Source organism: Calothrix sp. UHCC 0171 (assembly GCF_034931845.1).
Classification (GTDB): Bacteria; Cyanobacteriota; Cyanobacteriia; order Cyanobacteriales; family Nostocaceae; genus Brunnivagina.
Genome location: NZ_JAYGHN010000041.1, coordinates 1 through 23,204, shown reverse-complemented (window position 1 = coordinate 23,204; position 23,204 = coordinate 1). Strand labels below are relative to the sequence as shown.

Here is a 23,204-nt window from a genome sequence, read left to right as displayed (position 1 = left end):
CATCTAAATTGGTATCAGTCAATCCTTTGATTTTTCGATAGTTCAAGATAATAAGCAAGCTAAAATTTAGCACGCTAAAATTTTAGTTATGGATAGATAAATCACTACAACTTTCACGCTATCGCCACTTCAAAATCTTTATCCTTGATGTTCACCTCTGGATTCGCAAGGGCTTATACCCTTTGAGACTGCAAAATTATAGAGGTAAAAACCACGTAAAACTAAATATCCACAACTATTATGAATGGCTAACGAAGGATAGGTAATGACTCCCTTTATATAGTGTCAGCAGAGCTTGACAATGTATAGTGGATAGTGACGCAAGTTAGTAAGCATAGTTTGAGTAGGATACTAAAGATGTTTGTGCGATCGCATGATTACGTTACACAAAAATGTATTTAGCATCTAGCCAAACAGTATTAATCTACTGTACTTGCATCAGTACCTGAGAATCTAAAGAGTACAGAAATGGTTAGAGTTAGGGGCATGATATTCAAAGCCTACGGCGAGCAGCCAAACTCGCGAAATGTCGCCATCAATACCGTACTTCCCCTGACAATATCCACTAAGTACAGGTGATTACCAGCAACCTTAATATATCTTTGATTTTAAGTAATTTCAAATAGATACTGTAAAGTTAACATGTAGAAAAGATAATTTTTCATAAAGATTTTATAAAGTTTGCGTTATTGTCCGGTTGAATATAGTAGCAATAAGTACATAAGAGAGAAAAAATGAGAATAATTTTTGTTATTTTCAAATGTGTGAATGAAGTAATGTAAATTACTACTTGATGGAAATTTTAAATTGATTAAGTAATAAGATTCGCTGATTTCCGCCAGAAATTACTTGTGGGTGTTGAATTGCAGCAAATCGCCTGAAAACAGTTAGGTACTGTTCAATTATGTTCAATGTGCAAACAATACAAGCATGATCAAGTACAATTTTGACCATGCCTGTATCTATACATTCAGTATCAATTCAACGAATAATTATCTTGCTGAGGAATTACTCATCGACAAAGTCATTATTTGGGCTAGGACCTTCAACTTCCCAGGCTAAATCGGTGACAGAAGTAATAAATGCTGTTTTGGCTGTGTCGATCGCAACTTTACCACCTGTAAGCTGCATACCCCAAATTGCATTTTTACCTTGATCTGCACCAGTGCCGTAATAGCGCCAAACGATATCTGGTATCCCATCTTGGGTATAGTCAGCAACACCTTCCATTTCCCAGAATGTATCGGGGACTGAAGTAATGAAATCAGTCTTGGCAGCATCTAAGTTGCCTCCAGAAGTCATTCCCCAAATCGCGTTTTCACCAGTACGGTAGTTGCGCCAGAGAATATCGCCAACACCATCGTTATTAAAGTCGATGACATCTTCAATTTCCCAATTGGTATCCGCAACTGTAGTAATGGAGTAACCATCTGTTGCTGGATCAAAGTAGGGATTGGTAGCAGCAGTTGCCGTCGCAGTATTCAACTTCCAAATCGCATTTTCACCAGTTTGATAGTTGCGCCAAATAATATCTTGTGTCCCATCTCCATTCATGTCATACCAACCTTCAATAGTCCAATTGGTATCCGCCACTGGTGTAATGGACTTGGTTTCTGCACTATTGAGAGTAAAGCGTTCTGTGGGAGTGCTGGCTGCGGGAATAGTAGAATTGTCATTATAAACAACTTCCCAAATCGCATTTTCACCAGTACGGTAGTTGCGCCAGAGAAGATTCGCATTGCCATCTTTATCTAAGTCAGCAACACCTTCCAATTCCCAATCAGTATCGGGGACAGTTGTCAAGAAACCGCTCTTAGTTGTATCAACATCAATACCGCTACCGTCATTCTTCATTACCCAAACTGCGTTTTCCCCAGTCGTCTTATTGCGCCAGAAGATATCGGTAATACCATCTTGATTGACATCAAATAGCCCCTCAACTTTCCAGTCAGCAGCAACTGCGGTGATGAATTTTGTTTTGGTAGCGTCGAGTGTGAATAGGTTAGCACCACCACTAGCGTTGTAATCGAGGAACCACACAGCATTTTTGCCAGAGTCACCACCTGATGTTCTGTAGTTACGCCAGAGGAGTTCAGGATTACCATCATTGTTGAAGTCGGGGGTGGTATTTGGGTTATTCAGGCTAGTACCGCCAAAGTTAATGGTAACGTTACCTGAAATTGGTAGGGCGATGTCTCCTGCTAAACCACCGTACTCAACAATGTAACCCTGGGGTTGAAAATTACCAGTTGTCCCACTGTCAGGAAGATCATTCCATTTTCCAATAGTGCCTGCATTTGCGTTAGCAATAATATGGGCGTAATCTTCAACACCAGCACCATCATTTGGTTCACCTGAATTCCAGTTAGCATATTGACCAGGGGCAACACTGCCATTCTCTGCTCCGTTCCAGAATGTAGTTCCATTTTCTGGACCTGTCACCCATTTCCATACACCCTCAGTTTCTAAATCGCTAGCACCAATCCAACCATTGCCAACTACTCGCTGTTGGATGAAGTCCTGTTCTGCTTGACTGGTGATGGTTGTTAAGTAGCCTCGTCTGCCAAAGTATTTATTGTTGGTATCGCTTGCTGCTGTATTAGCATCAGTCCAAGAAATTCCTACTGATTCTTTAAACTCGTAAAAGTTACCGTTGGCAGGGTTCGACAGCAACTTCCCTAAGGAGAAGGTAATTGTCCGGGCATCTCCAGGGTCGCTACTATTAACATTGGTATATGTGACAGAACGTAGTGCTGCTTGGTAATTAGCAACAGTATCGCTTCCATCTAAAGATAGAACTCCGGTGGTGTCGTTGTAATTCCAGTTGATACTGGTTCCTGTGATCGCACCAGAATTTCCTGTTTGTCCAGAAATCCCTAAATCATCCTTAGCCGAAACAAACCCACCAACTAATACTCTGGCTCCATCTAAATTGCCAGTACCACCAAGAGTTATATTGGAATCGACAACGATAGGCGCACTTGAGTAATTTTTACTATTAGCGATCGCCAGTAGTGTTTGGTCGCCACCAACAGCCGCAGCTAAAGGGGCTGATGAAGCAGAAGCTGAGAACGGTGCGTCAAATATATTGACAGTGTTATTTGTTTCCAATCCTAATGTTTGGCTATTTCTTATCTCTAGCTGTCTCTCGGCTCTCTCGGTTCTACTATCCAGCACAGTTGAATCCTCACAATTGATTTAAATACTTTTGTTTTTAGCCAGTGTCAATATTGGGGCTTGTCTTGCAGAACCCACATCCAGCTAAAAAACGTCATAGAAGCCCCTGAAATTCACTAAAATCAAATACTTTTCAGACACGGCTTTTGCAAGACACGTTAAAAATACTCTGTCACGTCAAGCCAGTATAATTTACTACAGCCGATTATGTACTAAAAGCTTTCAAGTCGTCAAATAGTTACTTATTGTGCCCAAAAAAATGACAACTATTACATTTAATCACAATCTCAACACAGTGTAGCAATTATGGCTGAAAAAATGTCGCGAAAGTTACAGTTAAAGTATGCCAAAAAGTTACAAAAATCAGGATATTTGAGCAAAATAATCGCTAAACAGGGGATTATTGCATATTTGCCATTAAAAAACAAAGTGAAATGTGTCAGGCTAATCCCGGCTAGTACATCGCGCTGATACATAGCTCAAAGCATAATTTACAAGCATATTTACTTATGCAAAGTTATTCTACTGAGGATTTAAAATTACTAATAAATGCTTGTGTGATTTTTGATTACTTTCCATGCGATCGCTGATTTTGCTGGAACCACGCCACAATTCCATCCGCGATCGCATTTGCTAGTTTTTTCTGTTCTTTGGGGTTTGTCACCCATTCAAACTCATTGGGGTTGCTCATAAAACCCAGTTCCATTAATACCGATGGCGCACTTGTGGGACGGGTTAATGCGAGGTTATTCCAAAATATGCCATAGGATGGGCGCTTAAGTTTTGCAACTATGTAGTTATGTAAATGTGTAGCGAGATTGTGTGCTTGGGGATTGTACCAAAACATGCCTATCCCTTGGGTATTTTCAGCATCACCATCGTCAGGGAGAGCATTATAATGTACTGACAGAGCAATTGCAGGTTCTTCGTTATCAATTAGTTTTTGTCGATCTGCTAGGGATAAATCTTTGTCCTCTTCCCGCGACATCACCACAGTGGCACCGCGCTTGCTTAGTTCCTCCCGTAATAATTTGGAAACGGTAAGGTTAACGTCCTTTTCTAAGGTTCCATTTGGTCCCGAAGCGCCGGATTCTTTACCCCCATGTCCTGGGTCAAGTAAAATTTTTATACCAGACAATGGCTTTTGTTTTTGGCGAGGAAGTTCCGGTGGATAGCGTAACGTCAAAACCAAACTTGTGCCTTCATAGCGGAGTTTATACCCCCACTGCTGGTTGTGTTTCAAATTGAAGATGTACTGCACTTGGTTAGGGTTAAGCTGCTGCCAATCCAGACGAGAAATTATTGGGTTGTTGTCGGTGCGGAAAGTGTCGGTTTGAGCGGTGGTATTATGCAGCGTCAGGAGCAAACTTTGATTTCCTTGTTGAACAGTGACGGGTACGGGTACTTGTAAGGGGAAAATGACCTCTACTTTGTCTTGGGATTGGCGATAGCCAATGCTACGAATGATTGAACGGGGAGCTATTGCACCTGGTATGGTGCGAGTCTCCTTACTATTGATCCAACCGCCGTAATCTAAGCGTAACCAGTCGCCATCCCTTCCTGTAATTGCTGTCCTGGTACCTTTTGGTAGTGGCGTAAGTCGAGAATGGTCTGTACTTGAACCTGTACGGGCGACTCCAGCATCAACATTCACTTCGACAACTTCTAATTGCGAGGGAGCAAGTATTTGTACCTTACCCGTACCTGCTTGCGTGACGGTTTTGCCATTCAGTGTTAGTTGAAATTGGGGTTGCCCTAAGTCACCAGGAGTTTGTACAGTTGTACAACCTGCGTAATTGCTAATTTTATTTCGGGTAACTTGATTTTGGGATAACGGTTGATTTAGTCCTGTTAGTGCAGCTTTATTGTCTGGCAGCAAGGCAGAAATTGGTTGCGGAGCAAGAGCGATCGCATCTTTACCCAGTTTTACAGCAACACTAGCATTGGCAGCTGCGATCGCGCTAAAACAAATTGGCTCACCTGGCATTCGAGCCATATCTACCGAGGGGATGAGGGAATCCTTGACAAAAGCCAATCCCGGAGGATTTTCTGGTTGTAAGGAGTTTCGCGTCACTTGAATTAACAATTCTTGATTTTCGTAACGAATAGTAAAGTTATTAGTCCCTAGCTGCAAAGGCATACTTGGGGCAAAATGACCAGACTGACTACGAATAATTGGTTTACCATTAATCGAAACTTGTCCGGTTGGTGGTGCAGTTCCAATGAAAAATATCCTATCGGCACTTGTTGTATGTTTGCTGGAAGGATAAACAACTTTAAGAGTTTGTTTTTGAGCTAAAACAACGGAAGGAGTCAATATCGAGCCTAACAGTATTAATCCTAATAAGGGTTTCATGCCACTGAAAATGAATAAGCACAACATTTACTGTGGCACAATGTCGGGGTGTCTTCAGTTAGAAATTGTTACAACTTAAAGATTCGTATGACTAAGTTTGTATTTGTGACTGGTGGGGTCGTATCTAGCATCGGTAAAGGAATCGTAGCAGCAAGTTTGGGGCGGTTGCTCAAATCCCGTGATTATTCAGTTTCGATTCTCAAGCTCGATCCATATATTAACGTTGATCCGGGTACAATGAGTCCCTTTCAACATGGTGAAGTATTTGTTACCAAAGATGGTGCCGAAACTGATTTAGATTTGGGACACTACGAACGCTTTACTGATACCCCCATGTCTCGACTAAATAGCGTCACAACTGGTGCAGTTTACCAATCTGTGATCAATCGCGAGCGTCGCGGTGACTACAATGGGGGTACTGTACAGGTGATTCCCCATATTACTAATGAAATCAAAGAAAGGATTAAGAGAGTTGCTCAAGATACTAATCCTGATGTCGTAATTACTGAGATTGGCGGCACAGTAGGAGATATTGAATCGCTACCATTTTTAGAAGCTATTCGTCAGTTTCGCAAGGAAGTTGGGCGGCAAAATGTCCTCTACATGCATGTAACGTTAGCACCCTGGATTGCTTCGGCTGGTGAAATGAAAACTAAGCCAACTCAGCATTCGGTTAAGGAATTGCGTTCTATTGGCATTCAACCTGATATTTTAGTTTGTCGATGCGATCGCCCACTACCTCCAGGAATTAAAGAGAAGCTTTCGGAATTTTGCGATGTGCCTGTTGAATGCGTAATTACATCACAGGATGCTAATAGTATTTATGAAGTCCCCTTAGTTTTAGAGCGGGAAGGATTAGCACAGCAAACATTAGAACACTTACAAATGGAACAACGTCAACCCGACTTGCGGCAATGGCAAACCTTAGTGGAAAGGTTGTACAGCCCCAAATATCAGGTTGAAATTGCGATCGTTGGTAAGTATGTTCGCCTTAGCGATGCTTATTTATCCGTTGTGGAAGCAGTTCGCCATGCCGCTATAACTACCTATGGAGAATTGCGCCTGCGCTGGGTAAATTCTGAGAAACTCGAAACCGAATCAGTCGCAAATTATCTCGAAGGGGTTGATGGTATTGTCGTACCCGGTGGTTTTGGCACACGAGGTGTCGATGGTAAAATAGCGGCGATTAAATATGCCCGCGAACATCAAATACCCTTTTTAGGATTATGCTTGGGAATGCAGTGTGCTGCGATCGAATGGGCACGGAATGTGGCGGGATTACCGGACGCAAATAGTTCTGAATTTGACAGCCATTCCCTCAATCCCGTGATTCACTTATTGCCAGAACAACATGATGTCGTGGACTTAGGTGGGACAATGCGCCTGGGATTGTACGCATGTAAAATGTTACCAAACACAATCGCCTTTAAGCATTATCAAGAGGAAGTTGTCTACGAACGTCACCGTCATCGCTACGAATTTAACAATGCTTACCGCAATCTCTTGTTAGAGTCTGGGTATGTAATTAGTGGTACTTCCCCCGATGGGCGCTTAGTAGAAATAATTGAATATCCTCACCATCCCTTCTTTGTGGCTTGTCAATTCCATCCCGAATTTCAATCCAGTCCCAGCAAACCCCATCCTTTGTTTACAGGATTCCTCGAAGCCGCTATTGGACGTTCCCATCCTACAACCAATTTCCAAACTCCAGCCGAAGTAGGATAAATAGTCATACTGCTCGGTTCCAGGAGAAAAGGTGAAAATGCTAATTAACTTAGGGATATAAGGTGCGGCAATGACGTAGCTTGCTTCCCGCAGGTAATGGCAAAGCCCCCTAGTATAAGAAGGCAGAAGTAAGAAGGCAGGAGGCAGAAGGCTCAAAATCTTGAGATATAAGCTTTTTCCTTCAAATTAATAGTTGCCTTATTTACGCTGTACTGTACTAGCTTGCAGTAATTTTACCCCTGTAAAATTCTCCACTTCCGCCTGTCAAATTTAGCTTAAAGAACCACTAGATAACTAACCCGCATTAACTCTATACATTTACGCCCCCTGGGAGTGATGAAATCCAAGGCTGATATCCACCCATTTAACGAGTCTTGGAATAATATCACTCTACCAAAAGGCGTAATACATAACTGAGGTTATTTATTTTTGCGATTTACGTAAAATCAAGGCTATTATTATCCTCAAAATCGCGCGGTTTGCTACAAACTTGTTACTGAGTTATGACTAAATTGGGGTTGGAAGGAGAAACTGTGGCTTACTGGGAGAAAATCATTTATGACAGGAAAGAATACATCGTTAATTTTGAGCGTGTTTCATCTTTTTGCCGCGAGCCGAATAGTAGAGTAACATTTTGGTTGCCGGATAATGCCATCCCGATTGTGATTAATCCCCAAAGTAACCCAAAAGACTATCAAAAAATTATCGAGTACACCGCAAAAGTGACAAATTTGCGTGATAATACTTACTGGGTAAAAATTTTTTATGAACGAAACGAATATATTATTAACCTTACCTGTATTAGTTCATTTTGTCGTGAACCTAATGGCAGAATCACTTTTTGGCTACCCGACAGCACCATACCAATAATTATTAACCCTACAAGTAATCCAGAATCCTATCAAAAAGTTGTAGAGTACATCGAAAAAACTACAGGTTTCAATATTTGATATTTCCAGGTTTTGCTTCCGTTAAGTCAAATGAGCGACAACCGAGATGGTTCTATCCCCAAATATTATGTCTTGGATGTTCTCATCTCATCCTTAGCAAGCGATCGCCAAATTAACCTCGACCTGGAGGATGATTTTATCTTGTTCAAAAATTTCATCCCCATTCCAGTCACCTCGAAAACAGGGAATCTTTGATAGCGGGACTTTTCAACCTTTGTAAAATCTCATACTTTGAAAAACGGCGCGATCGGCTATTATTATGAGCGTATGTAAATGTTCATCTCAACTATTGGTTGTGCTGTTAACGATGTTACAGATATTGATTTGTAAATACTTATTTGTTACCCTCGTAAACAACATCAGCTAACTGGTGATTTTTAAGTAACACATGGCTCAATTTAACCAGCTATCTGTTATTTTCAATCATTGCAGTTGAACTCAATGCTTTTCGTTCAAACTTAATGCGATCCACATGACTATTTACGTTGGAAATCTCTCTTACCGCGCTACTGAAGCAGACTTAAGAGCAGTATTTGCAGACTACGGCGAGGTTAAACGAGTCGTACTACCTACTGACCGAGAAACAGGTCGGATGCGTGGCTTTGCCTTCGTTGATATGGATGAAGATGCTCAAGAAGATGCAGCTATTACCGAACTAGATGGAGCTGAATGGATGGGGCGACAATTAAGAGTCAACAAAGCAAAACCACGAGAAAATAATAACCGACGAGGTGTTTACAATAAACAAGAAGCCTATGAATAACGGAACATCATGATAGCAAATTGTTTTCCTGTTATGCAAGCCATTGGTCACACTGGTGAACAGGAACAAAAGGATTAGATGTAATCATATATACACCAGACAACAGTCGTGATATTCTTGAATGTCGCGGCTAGTTGCTTTTAGGGTATTTGCTAATGGGGTATAAATCATTAATTGCGACTATCCATTATTACAGATTAATTTCTTTATTTTCTCTAAAATCACACTTCAGTTTTGAGAATAGGTTTCTAAGATAGAAGCAGTAGTTTATTTTGAATCCTTTCCCATTTCCCTAAGTATTGCCAAAATCAACTCAAAAAAACTACCAGTAGAACCGCGAGGACTTGAAACATGGCTCAAGCTTCAGAATCATTGGATTTGTCAATTAATGATAATGTTACAGACCACGCCTTAGACCGTGATTGCACCACATTATCAAGACACGTCCTCCAACAGTTACAAAGTTTTTCCCCAGAAGCCCAAGATTTAAGCGCCTTGATGAATCGGATCGGGCTTGCTGGTAAATTAGTTGCCCGTCGTCTCAGCCGTGCAGGGTTGATGGAAGGTGTGTTGGGATTTACGGGGGAAGTTAACGTCCAAGGCGAATCCGTCAAAAAAATGGATGTCTATGCCAACGACGTGTTTATCTCGGTATTTAAGCAAAGCGGCTTGGTATGTCGCCTGGCTTCTGAGGAGATGGAAAAACCCTACTACATTCCCGAAAATTGTCCAATTGGTCGATATACTTTGCTTTATGACCCTATAGACGGTTCGTCAAATACAGATACAAACTTGAGTCTGGGGTCAATTTTTTCGATTCGTAAACAGGAAGGGGATGATGTCGATGGCACCGCCAGCGACCTATTTGCACCCGGACGCAACCAAATTGCGGCTGGATACATCCTCTACGGACCCAGCACCATGCTTGTCTACACTATCGGTAGAGGAGTTCATTCGTTTACACTCGACCCCAGTTTGGGAGAATTTATCCTCACGGAAGAAAATATCAAAATTCCTAACCACGGTTCGGTTTACAGTGTCAACGAAGGTAATTTCTGGCAGTGGGACGAATCGATACGCGAGTACATTCGCTATGTCCATCGGACAGAAGGATATATTGCCCGCTATAGTGGTGCAATGGTAAGCGATATTCATCGAGTATTACTACAAGGTGGCGTGTTCCTTTATCCTGGCACCCTACAGAACCCTGAAGGAAAATTGCGTTTGCTTTATGAAACTGCTCCTTTAGCCTTTGTAATCGAACAAGCTGGTGGTCGTGCAACTACGGGAAATATAGAAATCCTAGACGTGGTGGCAAAAAAATTACACCAGCGTACTCCTTTGATTATTGGTAGCACGCAGGATGTGGCAAAAGTAGAGTCGTTTATTCAAAACGGACATTAAACAATCTAGAGGCGCAATATATTGCGTCTCCATAACAAATCCTGAAAAATTAACATCCTCCTGACTTCAGATAGCTACAACATGTGTATTCGCAATTGAAAACCTAATGATTAAGATTCCTGGTACAGAATCTAGGCTGCCCGCAGTTAAGCAGCTAATATCGAAAGGGATTATTGTTAACAGCATAAAGTTTACGTTAATTGTGCTTAGGCTGTATTCACGAAACCTACCAACTAATCGAAAACCTTAAAGACCTGGATAAAAAGATTAACATCAACACCGTTGTAGACGAACTCCTGTCCGACGGCATTGATTAAGTTCATCAAGCCCTTTGAGTCACTGATGAACTCTTTAGAAAACAAAGTTAAGCTATTGTCGCCTGTGTAGAAGTGGTTAATGGGAATGAGGTAATAGTTAATGGGTAATTGTTAGTAGTAGCAAGTTTTGACCAATAACTAATAACCACTCATTAACAATCGTTAACCATTCAACAAATCTAAAATCTAAAATCTCCAATCTGAAAGTTATGGTCAGTCTGCTAGAAAATCCTTTGCGGGTTGGTCTGCAACAACAAGGGATGCCCGAACCCCAAATCATCATTATCTTCGGAGCCTCCGGAGACTTGACTTGGCGCAAACTCGTGCCATCGCTGTATAAACTTCGCAAAGAACGGCGCATTCCACCCGAAACAACTATAGTCGGTGTTGCTCGTCGCGAATGGACGCACGAATATTTCCGTGAACAAATGCGGAAAGGAATGGAAGAAGCTCACGGAGGCGTACACCCAGAGGAACTCTGGCAAGACTTTTCTCAAGGTTTGTTCTACTGTTCTGGTAATACCGATAACCCCGAAGATTACCAAAAACTTAACAAACTTTTAACCGAACTCGACAAAAAACGGGGAACACGGGGCAACCGCATGTTCTACCTCTCGCTGTCACCAAATCTTTTCCCCGAAGCTATTAAACAACTGGGGACAGCGAAAATGCTTGAAGACCCCTACAAGCATCGTCTAGTCATTGAAAAACCCTTTGGTCGAGACTTAGCGTCGGCAAAAAGCCTTAACCTTGTCGTCCAGAAATACTGCAAAGAAAACCAAGTCTATCGTATCGACCACTACTTAGGTAAAGATACTGTCCAGAACCTCTTGGTATTTCGTTTTGCTAATGCCATTTTTGAACCTCTCTGGAACCGTCGTTTTGTAGACCACGTACAAATAACTGTAGCTGAAACCGTTGGTGTTGAAGACCGTGCAGGTTACTACGAATCTTCCGGCGCACTGCGAGATATGCTGCAAAACCACCTCATGCAACTTTACTGCATGACCGCAATGGAAGCACCCAATGCAATGGACGCAGAGAGTATCCGTACCGAAAAAGTGAAAGTGCTACAAGCAACTCGACTGGCGGATGTAAATAACTTGGAGTTATCTGCTATTCGTGGTCAATACAGTGCTGGTTGGATGAAAGGCAAGCAAGTACCTGGGTATAGAGAAGAACCTGGAGTTAAACCAGACTCGACAACCCCTACTTTTGTGGCGATGAAATTTGTCATCGATAACTGGCGTTGGCAAGGTGTTCCTTTTTATCTACGGACAGGTAAGCGGATGCCGAAAAAAGTCAGCGAGATATCGATTCATTTCCGCGAAGTGCCTTCACGCATTTTCCAATCTGCTGCACAACAGGTAAATGCCAATGTTTTGGCAATGCGGATTCAACCCAATGAAGGGATTTCGCTCCGGTTTGAAGTGAAAATGCCTGGTGCTGATTTCCGCACTCGTTCCGTAGATATGGATTTTAGTTACGGTTCGTTTGGTATTGAAGCTACCTCCGAAGCATACGATCGCCTGTTCTTAGATTGCATGATGGGCGACCAAACTCTATTTACACGTGGGGACGAAGTAGAAGCTGCATGGCAGGTGGTTACACCCGCTTTGAGTGTATGGGATGCTCCTTCTGACCCAGCCTTAGTTCCCACCTATGAAGCTGGCACGTGGGAACCAATAGAAGCAGAGTTATTACTCAATCGCGATGGTCGTCGTTGGCGCAGACTTTAAAGGTACTGAGGAGAAAGTGCTGAGGAAAAAGGAATGAGTGCTAACTATAAAAATAGGGCTAGTTATACTCAAAATTCAAAACTCAGCACTCAAGACTCAATGCATTCTGCGAGAAGGCTAAGGAGATTTCTAGGAAATAATGTACCGAAAATTTTTGTAGTGCGGAGAGGAGTTTCCGGGGAGATATTCTTCACGGAAAACTCCGGGACATCTTGTCCGATACGCTAACAACAATATTGGTAATTTCTTTTTCGCAAATCTTCTAACACCTACAGTACTGTTTTAATATTCAAATAAAGTTATGGTTTCCCAAGCACCTACAGTTTATTCACTTCAAGCTCCCAAAGATGTTTCGATGACGGAAATCGAAGCAGAACTTGGTCAAATTTGGCAAAGTTACGGTATCACCGGTGATGATGGTACTTTGCCCGCAGCTACCCGTGCTGCTACTTTTACTTTGGTTGTTTACGAACCCGAACAAACACAGCAACTTTTGGCAGCATTAGGGTTTTATCACGGTCCGATTGATGGGATTTTGGGACCACAAATGGAGGCGGCTTTGCGTGAGGCACAAAAAGCTTATGGTATACCCGAAACAGGCACTCCAAACCCCGATACTATTGCTGTGTTACGGGGAGAAATTGCCAAAGGTAGGGCTTCAGGCAAAATTTCTGATGCGACATCTTCTACCTATGATTCCAAAAACCCTCGGATTGCTGACGAAATTGCGCTACGCAACCCTTGCCGCATTGTGACACTGTCACCAGTCGCCGGGGATGATGAAGGTGTCAAAGCCCAGGTTGCGGCATATTGTCCCATCCAAAAACAATCTGCTAGTGCATTGGTTTGCTGCGAATACATTACCCTTACTGGCACTGCCGAGGCGCTGGAACGGATTGCGGGAATGATCCCAGCGTTGTTGATTGGTGGTTTACCGAAATTTTTATGGTGGAAAGCAACACCCGATCCCAACAATGGATTATTCAAGCGTTTGGCGGCTGTTTGCAACAATGTAATTGTAGATTCTTGTAACTTTAACGAGCCGGAAAAAGATTTGCTCTGCTTGCAGGAATTAGTCGAAAATGGCATTCCTCTGGCGGATTTGAACTGGCGGAGGTTGGCGGGATGGCAGGAGTTAGCTGCTGAGGCTTACGATGCACCACAACGACGGGCTGCTTTGGGCGAAATCGATCGCGTTAATATTGATTACGAAAAAGGTAATCCAGTCCAAGGTCTATTATTTTTCGGTTGGCTAGCAAGTCGTTTGCAATGGAAGCCTGTTGCCTACCAACATGAAAAAGGTGATTATGAAATTACCAAAATTAGATTAGTTGCCCAAGATCAACGTCAAATTGAGGCTGAGATTGTAGGGGTTCCCATTGGTGATGTGGGCGAAATTCCCGGCGATTTAGTTGCTTTGCGCTTGAGTTCAACTAATCCCCAAGCTAACTGTGGCACACTCATTTGTTCGGAAACTGGTGGTTGTATGCGGATGGAAACCCAAGGTGGGGCACAATCTACTGGTTTGTTCCAGCAAGTGAGCTCCCTTTCGGAACAACGAGCAGAAGCTTTGTTGAGTCAGCAAGTACAGCGCTGGGGACATGAGGCACTCTTGGAAGAAAGCCTGGCTTTGACGGCACAAATTTTGAAGTTGGCTAAGAGTTAGAAGCAATTAATTACTTCTGCTGAATTGTATTCAATTATGAATTTCTTGATGTTTTGATTAACAGTCTCGTCGAAATGACGGGACTATTTCATTTTTCCATTTTTAGAAACAATGCCAACTTTACAGCTATTCGAGCCTTAACCGAAGCGTATTGCGGCATTGTGGTAAAGGAAATAGAAACATCTAGAAATCTGTAGAAAAAATTAAATTCCCGGAATTTTCAGAAATCCTTCCGGGAGGGGATGAAGTCATGGGTTAGATTAGGCTTAAAAAATCATTGCCTGGAGAGGCAAAATCTATGGAAGCTTTCAAGGTTCCTTTAAATCGTCGCAAGTCTCAGAAGTCGTCTAACTTATCAAATAAAATTTTAACTTTAGCAGCATCGGTTTTAGCGAGTTTGGCAGTAGCTGGTAATGTGCAGTCGGCGAATGCTAGTCCCATCAAAACTAACTATACTCAGCTAACAAGTTCCGCTCAAGTTTTGCAAACACACTCAAATGTTGCGAAACCCCTTGTTGCCCAATTACCTAGCCATATCGCCGCACAAATGCAACCTTGGGGGATTATTCCCATTGTTATAGTCGGTGGTTTGGTTATTTTCGTTCCCCTATTTTTTGGTGGGTTGGTGGTAATTGGTGAACGGGAAGTTGGAATTGTTGTTAAAAAGTTTGCTTTGTCTGGTAAGGGTTTACCCGCCAGTAGGTTAATTGCTCTCAACGGAGAAGCTGGACTCCAAGCAGATACCCTTGCTCCTGGTTGGCACTGGGGTTATTTTCCTTGGCAGTTTGCTGTCAAAAAAGAATCTGTGGTGATGGTTCCTCAAGGTGAAATTGCCTTAATTGTCGCTGCGGATGGTGCTTCAATTCCTCCAGAGCGGATTTTGGGTAAGATTGTTGATTGCGATAATTTCCAAGATGCACGGAAATTTTTGACGCACGGTGGAGAGAAGGGACGACAAATTGGTTTTCTCACCGCAGGTACTTACCGTATCAACACAGCTTTGTTTAAGGTAATTACAGCAGCTAATGCGAGTCAGCACGGGATGACTCATGAACAGTTGCAGGTACATCAAATTGCGGCGGATAAGGTTGGCATTATTACGACTTTGGATGGTTCTCCCATAGCCCCTGGTGAAATTGCAGGACGTAAAACTGGGGGACATGACAATTTCCAAAATGGTCAAAAATTTCTCGATGCTGGGGGACAACGGGGTTTACAAGAACAAGTGTTGTTATCTGGTTCTTGGAACCTAAACCCTTGGTTGGTAAAGGTTAAACAAGTGCCAATGACGGAAATCCCCATTGGTTATGTAGGTGTGGTAATTTCCTTTGTGGGTAAAGAGCAGGAAGATGTCAGTGGGGCATCTTTTACCCATGGTAGTTTGGTGAATCAGGGGCATAAGGGTGTGTGGGTGGAGCCGTTGTTCCCAGGTAAGCACCCGCTCAATACGGAGGTGATGAAGGTTGAATTAGTCCCGACGACAAATATTGTCTTAAATTTTACTAACCGCATTAATGGTCAACATGGTTATGATAGCAAGCTTGAGGCTTTGAGGTTACTATCATTTGATGGTTTTACCTTTGATTTAGAAATATTTCAAATTATCCATATTGGTGCGTTGGATGCGCCCAAGGTGATTTCCCGTTTAGGTTCGATGCAAAATGTGATAGATCAAGTTTTGCGTCCTATTGTCGGTAACTATTTCCGCAACTCAGCACAGGAATATACTATTTTAGACTTTTTGAGTGCTAGAAGCGATCGCCAAGTGGAAGCGTCGGAATATGTTAAATCTGCATTGCGTGCCTATGATGTACAGGCTGTAGATTCGTTGATTGGTTTAATTACTCCCCCACCGGAGTTAATGTATACCTTGACTGAACGGAAAATTGCGGAAGAACAGAAAAAAACCTACGAAGTACAGCAAATGGCACAAACCCAGCGTCAGCAATTGGTGCGGGAAACTGCTTTGGCTGAAATTCAACAGGAGTTGGTACATTCAGAACAAGGTGTCAAAATTGCTGAGTTGAAGTCCAATTCTCGCATTCAAGAAGCGACGGGTGAAGCGGAGGCAATTAAGTTAAAAGCGATTGGGGAAGCTGAGGGTATCCGCGCCATGGGTAATGCGAAAGCAGAAACCTACCGTGCAGGTGTACAAGCTTTGGGAGAAAACGGTTACACTGCAATGCAGATGATGCAAATTGTCGGCGATCGCAATGTACGTCTGATACCTGATATCTTAGTCGGTGGTGCTAGTGGTGGCAATGCTAATGGTTTGGTTGACGGGTTGCTATCGATGATTTTATGGAATCAAACCAGTACCAAGCAAAATGAGATGACAAAACCCATATATCCAAGGGTTCCTGTCACTGCACCAAAACAAAACGGTAATACATCTTTAAATATTGAGTTGCCAATAGAGAAATAATTTTTTGCTATTCTGTGGAGACGCGAGGTGTCGCGTCTCTATTTTTTTTAGCATTTGCCAATTTGTAATTTTGTACTTAAATTTAACAAAACTCTACTTTTCGATGTCAATTTTTTCTAAGATTTTACAATTAATTTTTATTTTGCAGGAGAATATTAGAGTATCAAGTGCGATTTACCCTCAATAGAATTTAGGAATCAGAATCAGGCTTGAGTATTCTGTATTTTGCTATGGGTAGATTATTCTCGCTTCTGAGTTCTGCTTTTGATAAATTCCCTGAAAATCCAAGAACAATCTCAATTATTAAATATGCAAATAATCAATTCTAAAGTAGTTTTTCCCATGTTTTTGGAGCCTGCTTATCGCTTAATTAAGTTAATCGGAAATAGTGAATTTACCCAAACATTTATTGCTGTTGATGAACGAGATTATCCTTTTTCAGCTTGTGTGGTTCAAAAAATATTCAGGCGATCGCAGTTTTGTCAAAATCAAAATATAGATGAAAAAATCAATTTATTGCAGCGACTAGAGACATATTCATTATCTCCTAAGTTGTTTAGTTATCATTACAAAGATGATTATATTTACTTAATTTTTGAATATGTTGAAGGTAAGAATTTAAATCAATCTTTATCAGTCAATGGTAAATTAAATGAAGTACAAATTTGGCAACTTTTAACAGATATTTTACCTGAACTTGAATTATTACATAATTGGAATTTAATTCATTGCAATATTAAACCTACTAATATTATTGATTGTCGCAATTCGTTACAGCAAAAATTTATTTTAGTTGATTTTGCTAATATTCAAATTTTTGATAACATTCATGATTATGCAAATAATATTATTTCCGGTAGCCCAGAATATCTGGCTCCCGAACAGTTAGATAGTTATCCGGTATTTAGTAGTGATTTGTATAGCTTAGGTGTAACTTGTATTTATGCGCTAACTGATGTATCCCCATTTTATTTATTTGATTCTGCAAATAACCAATGGGTTTGGCGTGATTATTTACAAACTGAAATCAGCGAAAGATTAGCCAATCTTCTCGATAAATTAATTAATAAAGATATAAATCAGCGCTTTCATTCTGCAAAAGATGTTATGGAAGTCATGGGCATAGCTTCCATCAGCCCTAAATTAACTTTAAAATCTCAAGTCACAAATCAAGAATTTCCCAAATTAGCCAATTTGTATACTCTCACATCAAGCACAAGCCTGATATCAGAAGTAAATACAGTGGCAATTCACCCCAATAATCATAACCTTGTTAGTGGTCATCAAAATAAAAATATTTATATCTGGAATTTTCAGAGCCAAAAATTTTTACAATCTATTTCTGGGCATTCTCAAGCTATTGAATCTCTCGCCTTTAGCCCAGATGGAAAAATATTAGCATCAGCTAGCGCCGACAAAACAATTAAATTGTGGAAAACTCAAAATTATCAGGAAATAATTACACTTGTTGGACATATCAAGGCTGTTAAATCAGTTGTTTTTAGTCCCAATCATAAATATCTGGCTAGTGGAAGTTGGGATAAAACAATTAAAATTTGGGATGTTAAAGATGCTGAAACAGCCACAGAAATTTGCACTTTAACTGGACATAAACAACAAGTTAGTTCCGTTGCTTTTAGTCCCGATGGATTATATATAGCCAGTGGAAGTTTCGATAGGACAGCTTGCATTTGGAAATTACCCCCATACCCAACCAAACCACAAAATCAGAATTATCCTGAATGTATTTTATCAGGACATACATGGGCAGTTCTAACAGTTGCATTTAGTCCAAATGGAGAGATTTTGGCAACTGGTAGTGATGATAATACAATTAAATTGTGGGAAATTAAAACCGGTAGAGAAATTGCCACACTATCAGGACATTCTTGGTCTGTAACTGGATTAACATTTGATAAAAGTGGGAAATTTTTAATTAGTAGTAGTAAAGATAAAACTATTAAAATTTGGCGCGTTAGTAATCAAGAAGAAATTACGAATCTTTGCAGTCATGAAGATTCAGTAACTGCGATCGCCTATAATTTCTACAGCGATTTATCACCTCATCAACTTATTATTAGTGGTAGTCAGGACAAAACAATTAAAGTTTGGGAAATAGAGTTGGAAACTGAGACGGAGACTTAGAGACGCGGAGAGATTTTAATTAGAAGTGATTAGGCGAACATGATGTCACACCATTTGACTAACAATCATGAAACATCTCCAGTAAGGATTTTTCAATTACATAGCTTGCTTATCACAACAGCGAGTATTGCAAATTGCGAATTGGTATCATCTAGTTTCCTGCTTTCGGAGAATTAGTATAACCTTCCATATCTTGCAGTCATCAAATTATCTGGATTCAATTGATTATGTTGCCAAGCCCACATTTGATCCCCAAATGAAAAATGCCACCATTCGCGGGGATTACGATGAAAGCCAGCTTTTTCCATGACATCAGCCAGTAATTTTCTATTCCTATGGTAAACAGATGCTTGTGGATGAGAATTGTTGATGTAATAATTGGGCATTGAGCGATCGGACATTTCATCAATCGGTGAACCCATATCCACAATCTGATTATTACTATCCACCAAAGTGACATCGATTGCCGCACCCGTACTATGGGGGGGTGGAGTGGCAATATTTAAACTTGGTGCAGCCCAAATTTTATAGACTTCTTCCCAAATATATTTGGATTGTATTTCCGATAATTCTGATTCCATCAGCCCTCTTGCTGCTAGCGCTTGCTGAAAGCTGTAATCCACCATGAATTGCTGCACTTCCACAGGACGATAAGCATCAAATATTTGAATATACCAGTCAGCATACTTTTGTTGTAAATAATCCTGTGCTGTAATTAATCTATTCACAACCCCTTCACGTAAAAAATAAGGTGAATGCTTCCCATAAGGTGCGCCGAGTTTCTCATAAGGATGAGGTGTTTCAACTGCAAATTTTTCGAGGGGAATTTCTATAAGTGCTTCTTGTGATTCAATGATGGGGACATGATGATAAGGTCTTTTTGACATTTTTTTCCTCTCTAATCTTCCTTTTCCTGACAACAGGAACAAGACTTTGTCCCCGTAACTTCCGGTATGGGATCATAACCTCCAGGATGGAAGGGATGACAGCGAAGAATACGTAACACAGCCAACCAACTGCCTTTGATTGCGCCAAATCTTTCTATGGCTTGGATAGCATACATCGAACAGGTGGGTTGAAAACGACATGTTGGCGGAAATAATGGGGAAATAAATATTCGGTATCCCTTAATTAACAAAATCAGTGGTTGCTTCATTCTTGTCACCCAATCTTATAAATTAGTAATTGTTAGGAAATTTAGAGATATAACTACTTCTTTGATAAGTATATTTACTAGTCTTGATTCCGATTATCCCCTGTGGCTGCAAATCAGCAGTGTTGCAGTTTGGCTTGGTTTAGTTATTTCTGCCGCTTGGATAGCAAACCGTTCAGTCAATCACGATTCTGTCAAAAAATCAGAAATTGTGCGGAAGATTGTTCACATAGGCACGGGTAATGTGATTTTACTGGCATGGCTACTCGATATCCCGGCAATTCTGGGGATTGTAGCTTCAATTTTAGCAAGTGCTGTGACTTTGCTATCTTACCGTTTTCCGATTTTGCCCGGTATTAATAGTGTTGGACGCAAAAGCTTGGGAACGTTTTTCTATTCACTCAGTATTGGCATTTTAGTCGGTTTTTTTTGGTACTTAAACCAACCATATTATGCCGCATTAGGTATTTTAATTATGGCTTGGGGTGATGGACTCGCTGCCCTAATTGGACAACGTTTTGGTAAACATAAATATAAAATTTTTGGTGGACAAAAAAGCTGGGAGGGTTCACTTGCGATGACCCTCGTCAGCTATGTTATTAGTAGTTCAATTTTATGTAGCGTCCAAGGAAATATCTGGCAAACCTGGGTTGTGTCAATGGTGATAGCAGTTGCTGCTACTGGTTTGGAGATATTCTCTTTCTTAGGAGTTGATAATCTGACGGTTCCTCTAGGAAGTGCGGCTCTAGCTTTTTTGTTGAATCAAGTTTTGGGGAAATAAAGGAATAGGAAGCAGCGAAAAGAAGATGATGATTCCTTTCTCTATGCGTCTTCCCCTTCTCCTGCTCTCTCCTTAACTTTCTCCAACATTAGTAGTTATATCCACCACCTCCCTGGTAGCCGTTGTTGTGATGGTTGTTGCGATTGTTGTTATATCCATTGCTACGGTTATAGCTGTTACCGTAATACCCGTTATTGTGTCCACGGTTGTAGGAGTTGTTACGGTATTGAGGACGGTAGTTGTTGCTAGGGCGATAGTAGTTATTGCTGCGGCGATAATAGCCACCAGAATTATTTCTATTACGATAGTTGCAATTGTTATAGTTTCTGGTGATGTATTGAGCTTCTTGGACTGCATTAGTGTTTTCTAATACTTCCACTTTTTCTGATGCTTCTAGTTTTTGAGATACGATCGCACCTTGTGCTTCGACTGCACCAAATCCCAAGTATACTGGTAATACTAAGGCACTAACTGCTAATTTCCAAAACATTATTTTACTCCTAATTTAATTCTTGGCTGGGAAGGTGATGCAAATTTTCACTGATGATTTGCCACCACCAGCGAATTTCAAAGAATCATTCTCCACAAGAAGTTTCTACTTGAAGCTCAGATTTGTTTGCTGTTTGACTATTCTGAACTTCTATAACTTCTGCAATTTTTCAAACCCTTTACTTTGTACTAGATTCTCGCTTTTGCTTGCAGAGAAGCTGGAATCTATACAATATGATTATCATAAACCTGACTTTGAATATAGTTACTCGCGATCGCATCTCTCAATTCATCCAGAATTTTATTTTTTATTTATTTTTACAAAAATTAACATAAGCTTCAAAATAGCTTACACTAGTATCAAATCAGCCTACTTTTCGACTAGTGGGATGATTCTTAATTCTGACAAACGAGTTCTTCTTCAAAAAAGAAACTCGAATAAGTATGAATTTTCAACAACAATTTTTAATTGTTGTGATGAATAGAAACGTTTTCTTTGTAATGATTCCAAAATAAATACTCCGCAAAATCTCACATCCGGAATTGTACGGATTGTTTAACAAACTTCGACAAAAAATTTTGATAAATATGAAGCGAAATATTAAATAACAGAGCAACCCATAGCCGATTCTATCTACTCTTTGAACTAAAGACTGGAAAATTAGGTGAATTTATTCGGAGCATATTTTGTAAAAGGAGTCACAGAATCTACCACCATAGACAGAATATAAAATAACTATGTTCGCTGCTATAGATAGATTAATTGTGAGACATTACTAAAACAAGATATATAAGAGAATCTACTTACTTTTAAGCCTTGTAAGCCAGCAAAGTTAAATTTTAATTAAAAATACAGCCATAAACTAAATAATATGAGTTTTTTTAACGATTCTGTACCTCCGTTACGACGTAAACGGTCAACTTTAGATATTCATGATTTGGAGGGGCTTTGGCAAGTTAACTGGCAAATTGGACAAATCAAGCTTTATTCAACTTTTTATACTCGTATTGACCAAGCATTTATTTTGTGGAGTTTGTTATTAATTCCCATGTTTGTGACAGCGCAATTCTTGCCTATTAGTTGGAGTTTACAAGCGGCATTATGGTCTGTTTTAAGTTGTCTGGGAACTGGGATAATGATGAGTTGGACTAGCTATTGGGTAAAGCGGCGGCAAGTTGAATGGGTGCTTTACTGTTGGGCTTTCTTAATGCTGATAGGAGTAATTGTCACTAACTTAGGCATTCTCTTTAGTTGGGGAGAAGTCCTGTTAAACCTTTGTCCATTATGGTTAGGTTTGAGTGCATTCGGCTATTTATGCACTGGTTTCGGAGTGCGATCGCGTACTATTATTGGCACAGGGATTTTACATGCGATCGCTATTTTCCTATTACCCTATTTTAGTGGATGGCAATTTCTAGCTACAGGTGCATTAATGGTGTCTTGCTTATTGCTCCTGGCAGAATTTGAATGGGATCATTTGTAGTTTGCAAAAAGCAAAAAAATGATATCCCCGATTTATTTTGGAAGCTGAGGATATCATCTTTCACACACGATAAAGAAATGAGATATTTACCGGGAATATTTATAATTATGTACCTATCATTTACCAATTATCTGCATTTCCCTTATAAGGTTCTCCTGTAAATGGTTGTACGCCAATATTTGGATACGAATCATGGTCAGGAGCGAAAATTTCCATCGCAGCTTCTGTAAGAAACTGGGTAATTGTAGCTAAAATCTTGGAAACTGACATAACATCATACCCCTTATTATTCTTGTCCTACCACTTGCATGGTGATATCTAATAATTTAAATCTGATATTTTCTCTTGCTTATTTTTGCAATATATTTCAACTTGCTGAAATATTAGTTTAACTATTATCTTATTTTTTAATATATAAAACTACATTCACTTCGCTAATATTTATTTTTGTAAAATCAAAAGAATTAGGCAAATAAACTAACTTCAATCATCATAATCAATAGCCAATCTAAGTAGAACGGTGCAAGTAAACCGTAGACGCGGAGCGGCTTCTCGCAGAGTAGTATGTAACGAAAAGTAAACTGAATTGAAAACCTCTTCCCTCCTGCCTTCTGCCCTCTGACTTGAAAA

18 protein-coding genes and 1 pseudogene are annotated in these 23,204 nt (G+C 40.5%); 13 read left to right on the top strand and 6 right to left on the bottom strand.

The annotated features are described in order from the left end of the window. Nucleotides 1-1,008 precede the first annotated feature (1,008 nt). Nucleotides 1,009-3,177, bottom strand: a complete 2,169-nt coding sequence (locus VB733_RS22935; protein WP_323342366.1) for a lectin-like protein — start codon at nucleotides 3,175-3,177, stop codon at nucleotides 1,009-1,011. A gap of 568 nt (nucleotides 3,178-3,745) precedes the next feature. Beyond that, nucleotides 3,746-5,533, bottom strand: coding sequence for an N-acetylmuramoyl-L-alanine amidase (locus tag VB733_RS22930; RefSeq protein ID WP_323342365.1), 1,788 nt, complete (start codon nucleotides 5,531-5,533; stop codon nucleotides 3,746-3,748). Between the two features lie 87 nt (nucleotides 5,534-5,620). On the opposite strand from VB733_RS22930, the gene VB733_RS22925 reads away from it, so the two are divergent. From VB733_RS22925 to VB733_RS22880, 11 genes and pseudogenes are all read left to right on the top strand, one after another. Next, the gene (locus tag VB733_RS22925) at nucleotides 5,621-7,258 is read left to right on the top strand and encodes a CTP synthase (protein ID WP_323342364.1); all 1,638 of its coding nucleotides are present in this window, start codon (nucleotides 5,621-5,623) and stop codon (nucleotides 7,256-7,258) included. A gap of 533 nt (nucleotides 7,259-7,791) precedes the next feature. Beyond that, a complete protein-coding gene (locus VB733_RS22920; protein ID WP_323342385.1) occupies nucleotides 7,792-8,208 on the top strand; it encodes a hypothetical protein in 417 nt (138 codons plus the stop codon). A gap of 30 nt (nucleotides 8,209-8,238) precedes the next feature. Further along, complete coding sequence (locus VB733_RS22915; RefSeq protein WP_323342363.1) at nucleotides 8,239-8,403, top strand: hypothetical protein; 165 nt, start codon at nucleotides 8,239-8,241, stop codon at nucleotides 8,401-8,403. A gap of 277 nt (nucleotides 8,404-8,680) precedes the next feature. After that, nucleotides 8,681-8,971 carry an RNA recognition motif domain-containing protein gene (locus tag VB733_RS22910; RefSeq protein ID WP_096612327.1) on the top strand — a complete coding sequence of 97 codons (291 nt, stop codon included), beginning with the start codon at nucleotides 8,681-8,683 and terminating at the stop codon, nucleotides 8,969-8,971. Between the two features lie 351 nt (nucleotides 8,972-9,322). Further along, nucleotides 9,323-10,375 carry a class 1 fructose-bisphosphatase gene (fbp, locus tag VB733_RS22905; RefSeq protein WP_323342362.1) on the top strand — a complete coding sequence of 351 codons (1,053 nt, stop codon included), beginning with the start codon at nucleotides 9,323-9,325 and terminating at the stop codon, nucleotides 10,373-10,375. Between the two features lie 106 nt (nucleotides 10,376-10,481). Then, entirely contained in the window at nucleotides 10,482-10,625 is a 144-nt protein-coding gene (locus VB733_RS27525; RefSeq protein WP_416336345.1) for a hypothetical protein, read from the top strand. Then, nucleotides 10,591-10,762 (top strand): annotated as a pseudogene (locus VB733_RS22900) (transaldolase); the annotation flags it as partial. The gene VB733_RS27525 and the pseudogene VB733_RS22900, both read left to right, overlap by 35 nt. Before the next feature lie 139 nt (nucleotides 10,763-10,901). Next, on the top strand, nucleotides 10,902-12,431 hold the full coding sequence (gene zwf, locus VB733_RS22895; protein WP_323342361.1) for a glucose-6-phosphate dehydrogenase: 1,530 nt from the start codon (nucleotides 10,902-10,904) through the stop codon (nucleotides 12,429-12,431). A gap of 301 nt (nucleotides 12,432-12,732) precedes the next feature. Beyond that, on the top strand, nucleotides 12,733-14,097 hold the full coding sequence (gene opcA / locus VB733_RS22890) for a glucose-6-phosphate dehydrogenase assembly protein OpcA (RefSeq protein ID WP_323342360.1): 1,365 nt from the start codon (nucleotides 12,733-12,735) through the stop codon (nucleotides 14,095-14,097). A gap of 298 nt (nucleotides 14,098-14,395) precedes the next feature. After that, complete coding sequence (locus VB733_RS22885; RefSeq protein ID WP_323342359.1) at nucleotides 14,396-16,522, top strand: flotillin family protein; 2,127 nt, start codon at nucleotides 14,396-14,398, stop codon at nucleotides 16,520-16,522. A gap of 309 nt (nucleotides 16,523-16,831) precedes the next feature. Then, nucleotides 16,832-18,667, top strand: a complete 1,836-nt coding sequence (locus VB733_RS22880; protein ID WP_323342358.1) for a WD40 repeat domain-containing serine/threonine-protein kinase — start codon at nucleotides 16,832-16,834, stop codon at nucleotides 18,665-18,667. A 173-nt stretch (nucleotides 18,668-18,840) separates the two neighbouring features. Here the strand turns inward: VB733_RS22880 and VB733_RS22875 are convergent, their stop codons facing one another. After that, the gene (locus tag VB733_RS22875) at nucleotides 18,841-19,554 is read right to left on the bottom strand and encodes a M15 family metallopeptidase (RefSeq protein WP_323342357.1); all 714 of its coding nucleotides are present in this window, start codon (nucleotides 19,552-19,554) and stop codon (nucleotides 18,841-18,843) included. 11 nt (nucleotides 19,555-19,565) lie between these two features. Further along, nucleotides 19,566-19,823 carry a membrane protein insertion efficiency factor YidD gene (gene yidD, locus VB733_RS22870; RefSeq protein ID WP_323342356.1) on the bottom strand — a complete coding sequence of 86 codons (258 nt, stop codon included), beginning with the start codon at nucleotides 19,821-19,823 and terminating at the stop codon, nucleotides 19,566-19,568. A gap of 61 nt (nucleotides 19,824-19,884) precedes the next feature. Here yidD and VB733_RS22865 point away from each other — a divergent pair, with 61 nt between their 5' ends. After that, a complete protein-coding gene (locus tag VB733_RS22865; protein ID WP_323342355.1) occupies nucleotides 19,885-20,601 on the top strand; it encodes an SEC59/DGK1/VTE5 family protein in 717 nt (238 codons plus the stop codon). Between the two features lie 88 nt (nucleotides 20,602-20,689). On the opposite strand, the gene VB733_RS22860 is transcribed toward VB733_RS22865, so the two are convergent. After that, nucleotides 20,690-21,091 carry a hypothetical protein gene (locus VB733_RS22860; protein ID WP_323342354.1) on the bottom strand — a complete coding sequence of 134 codons (402 nt, stop codon included), beginning with the start codon at nucleotides 21,089-21,091 and terminating at the stop codon, nucleotides 20,690-20,692. Nucleotides 21,092-21,962: 871 nt separating this feature from the next. Here VB733_RS22860 and VB733_RS22855 point away from each other — a divergent pair. Beyond that, nucleotides 21,963-22,574, top strand: coding sequence for a hypothetical protein (locus tag VB733_RS22855; RefSeq protein ID WP_323342353.1), 612 nt, complete (start codon nucleotides 21,963-21,965; stop codon nucleotides 22,572-22,574). A gap of 120 nt (nucleotides 22,575-22,694) precedes the next feature. Here VB733_RS22855 and VB733_RS22850 read toward each other — a convergent pair whose 3' ends face one another. Beyond that, nucleotides 22,695-22,844: a hypothetical protein gene (locus VB733_RS22850; RefSeq protein WP_323342352.1), complete on the bottom strand. Its 150-nt coding sequence runs from the start codon at nucleotides 22,842-22,844 to the stop codon at nucleotides 22,695-22,697. Nucleotides 22,845-23,204 lie beyond the last annotated feature (360 nt).

What these genes read in the sequence shown, in the direction of transcription:
- VB733_RS22930 (WP_323342365.1), bottom strand. Translation starts at nt 5,533, where the DNA reads ATGAAACCCTTATTAGGATTAATACTGTTAGGCTCGATATTGACTCCT.
- VB733_RS22925 (WP_323342364.1), top strand. Translation starts at nt 5,621, where the DNA reads ATGACTAAGTTTGTATTTGTGACTGGTGGGGTCGTATCTAGCATCGGT.
- VB733_RS22915 (WP_323342363.1), top strand. Translation starts at nt 8,239, where the DNA reads ATGAGCGACAACCGAGATGGTTCTATCCCCAAATATTATGTCTTGGAT.
- VB733_RS22910 (WP_096612327.1), top strand. Translation starts at nt 8,681, where the DNA reads ATGACTATTTACGTTGGAAATCTCTCTTACCGCGCTACTGAAGCAGAC.
- fbp (WP_323342362.1), top strand. Translation starts at nt 9,323, where the DNA reads ATGGCTCAAGCTTCAGAATCATTGGATTTGTCAATTAATGATAATGTT.
- VB733_RS27525 (WP_416336345.1), top strand. Translation starts at nt 10,482, where the DNA reads ATGATTAAGATTCCTGGTACAGAATCTAGGCTGCCCGCAGTTAAGCAG.
- zwf (WP_323342361.1), top strand. Translation starts at nt 10,902, where the DNA reads ATGGTCAGTCTGCTAGAAAATCCTTTGCGGGTTGGTCTGCAACAACAA.
- opcA (WP_323342360.1), top strand. Translation starts at nt 12,733, where the DNA reads ATGGTTTCCCAAGCACCTACAGTTTATTCACTTCAAGCTCCCAAAGAT.
- VB733_RS22885 (WP_323342359.1), top strand. Translation starts at nt 14,396, where the DNA reads ATGGAAGCTTTCAAGGTTCCTTTAAATCGTCGCAAGTCTCAGAAGTCG.
- VB733_RS22880 (WP_323342358.1), top strand. Translation starts at nt 16,832, where the DNA reads ATGCAAATAATCAATTCTAAAGTAGTTTTTCCCATGTTTTTGGAGCCT.
- VB733_RS22875 (WP_323342357.1), bottom strand. Translation starts at nt 19,554, where the DNA reads ATGTCAAAAAGACCTTATCATCATGTCCCCATCATTGAATCACAAGAA.
- yidD (WP_323342356.1), bottom strand. Translation starts at nt 19,823, where the DNA reads ATGAAGCAACCACTGATTTTGTTAATTAAGGGATACCGAATATTTATT.
- VB733_RS22860 (WP_323342354.1), bottom strand. Translation starts at nt 21,091, where the DNA reads ATGTTTTGGAAATTAGCAGTTAGTGCCTTAGTATTACCAGTATACTTG.
- VB733_RS22855 (WP_323342353.1), top strand. Translation starts at nt 21,963, where the DNA reads ATGAGTTTTTTTAACGATTCTGTACCTCCGTTACGACGTAAACGGTCA.
- VB733_RS22850 (WP_323342352.1), bottom strand. Translation starts at nt 22,844, where the DNA reads ATGTCAGTTTCCAAGATTTTAGCTACAATTACCCAGTTTCTTACAGAA.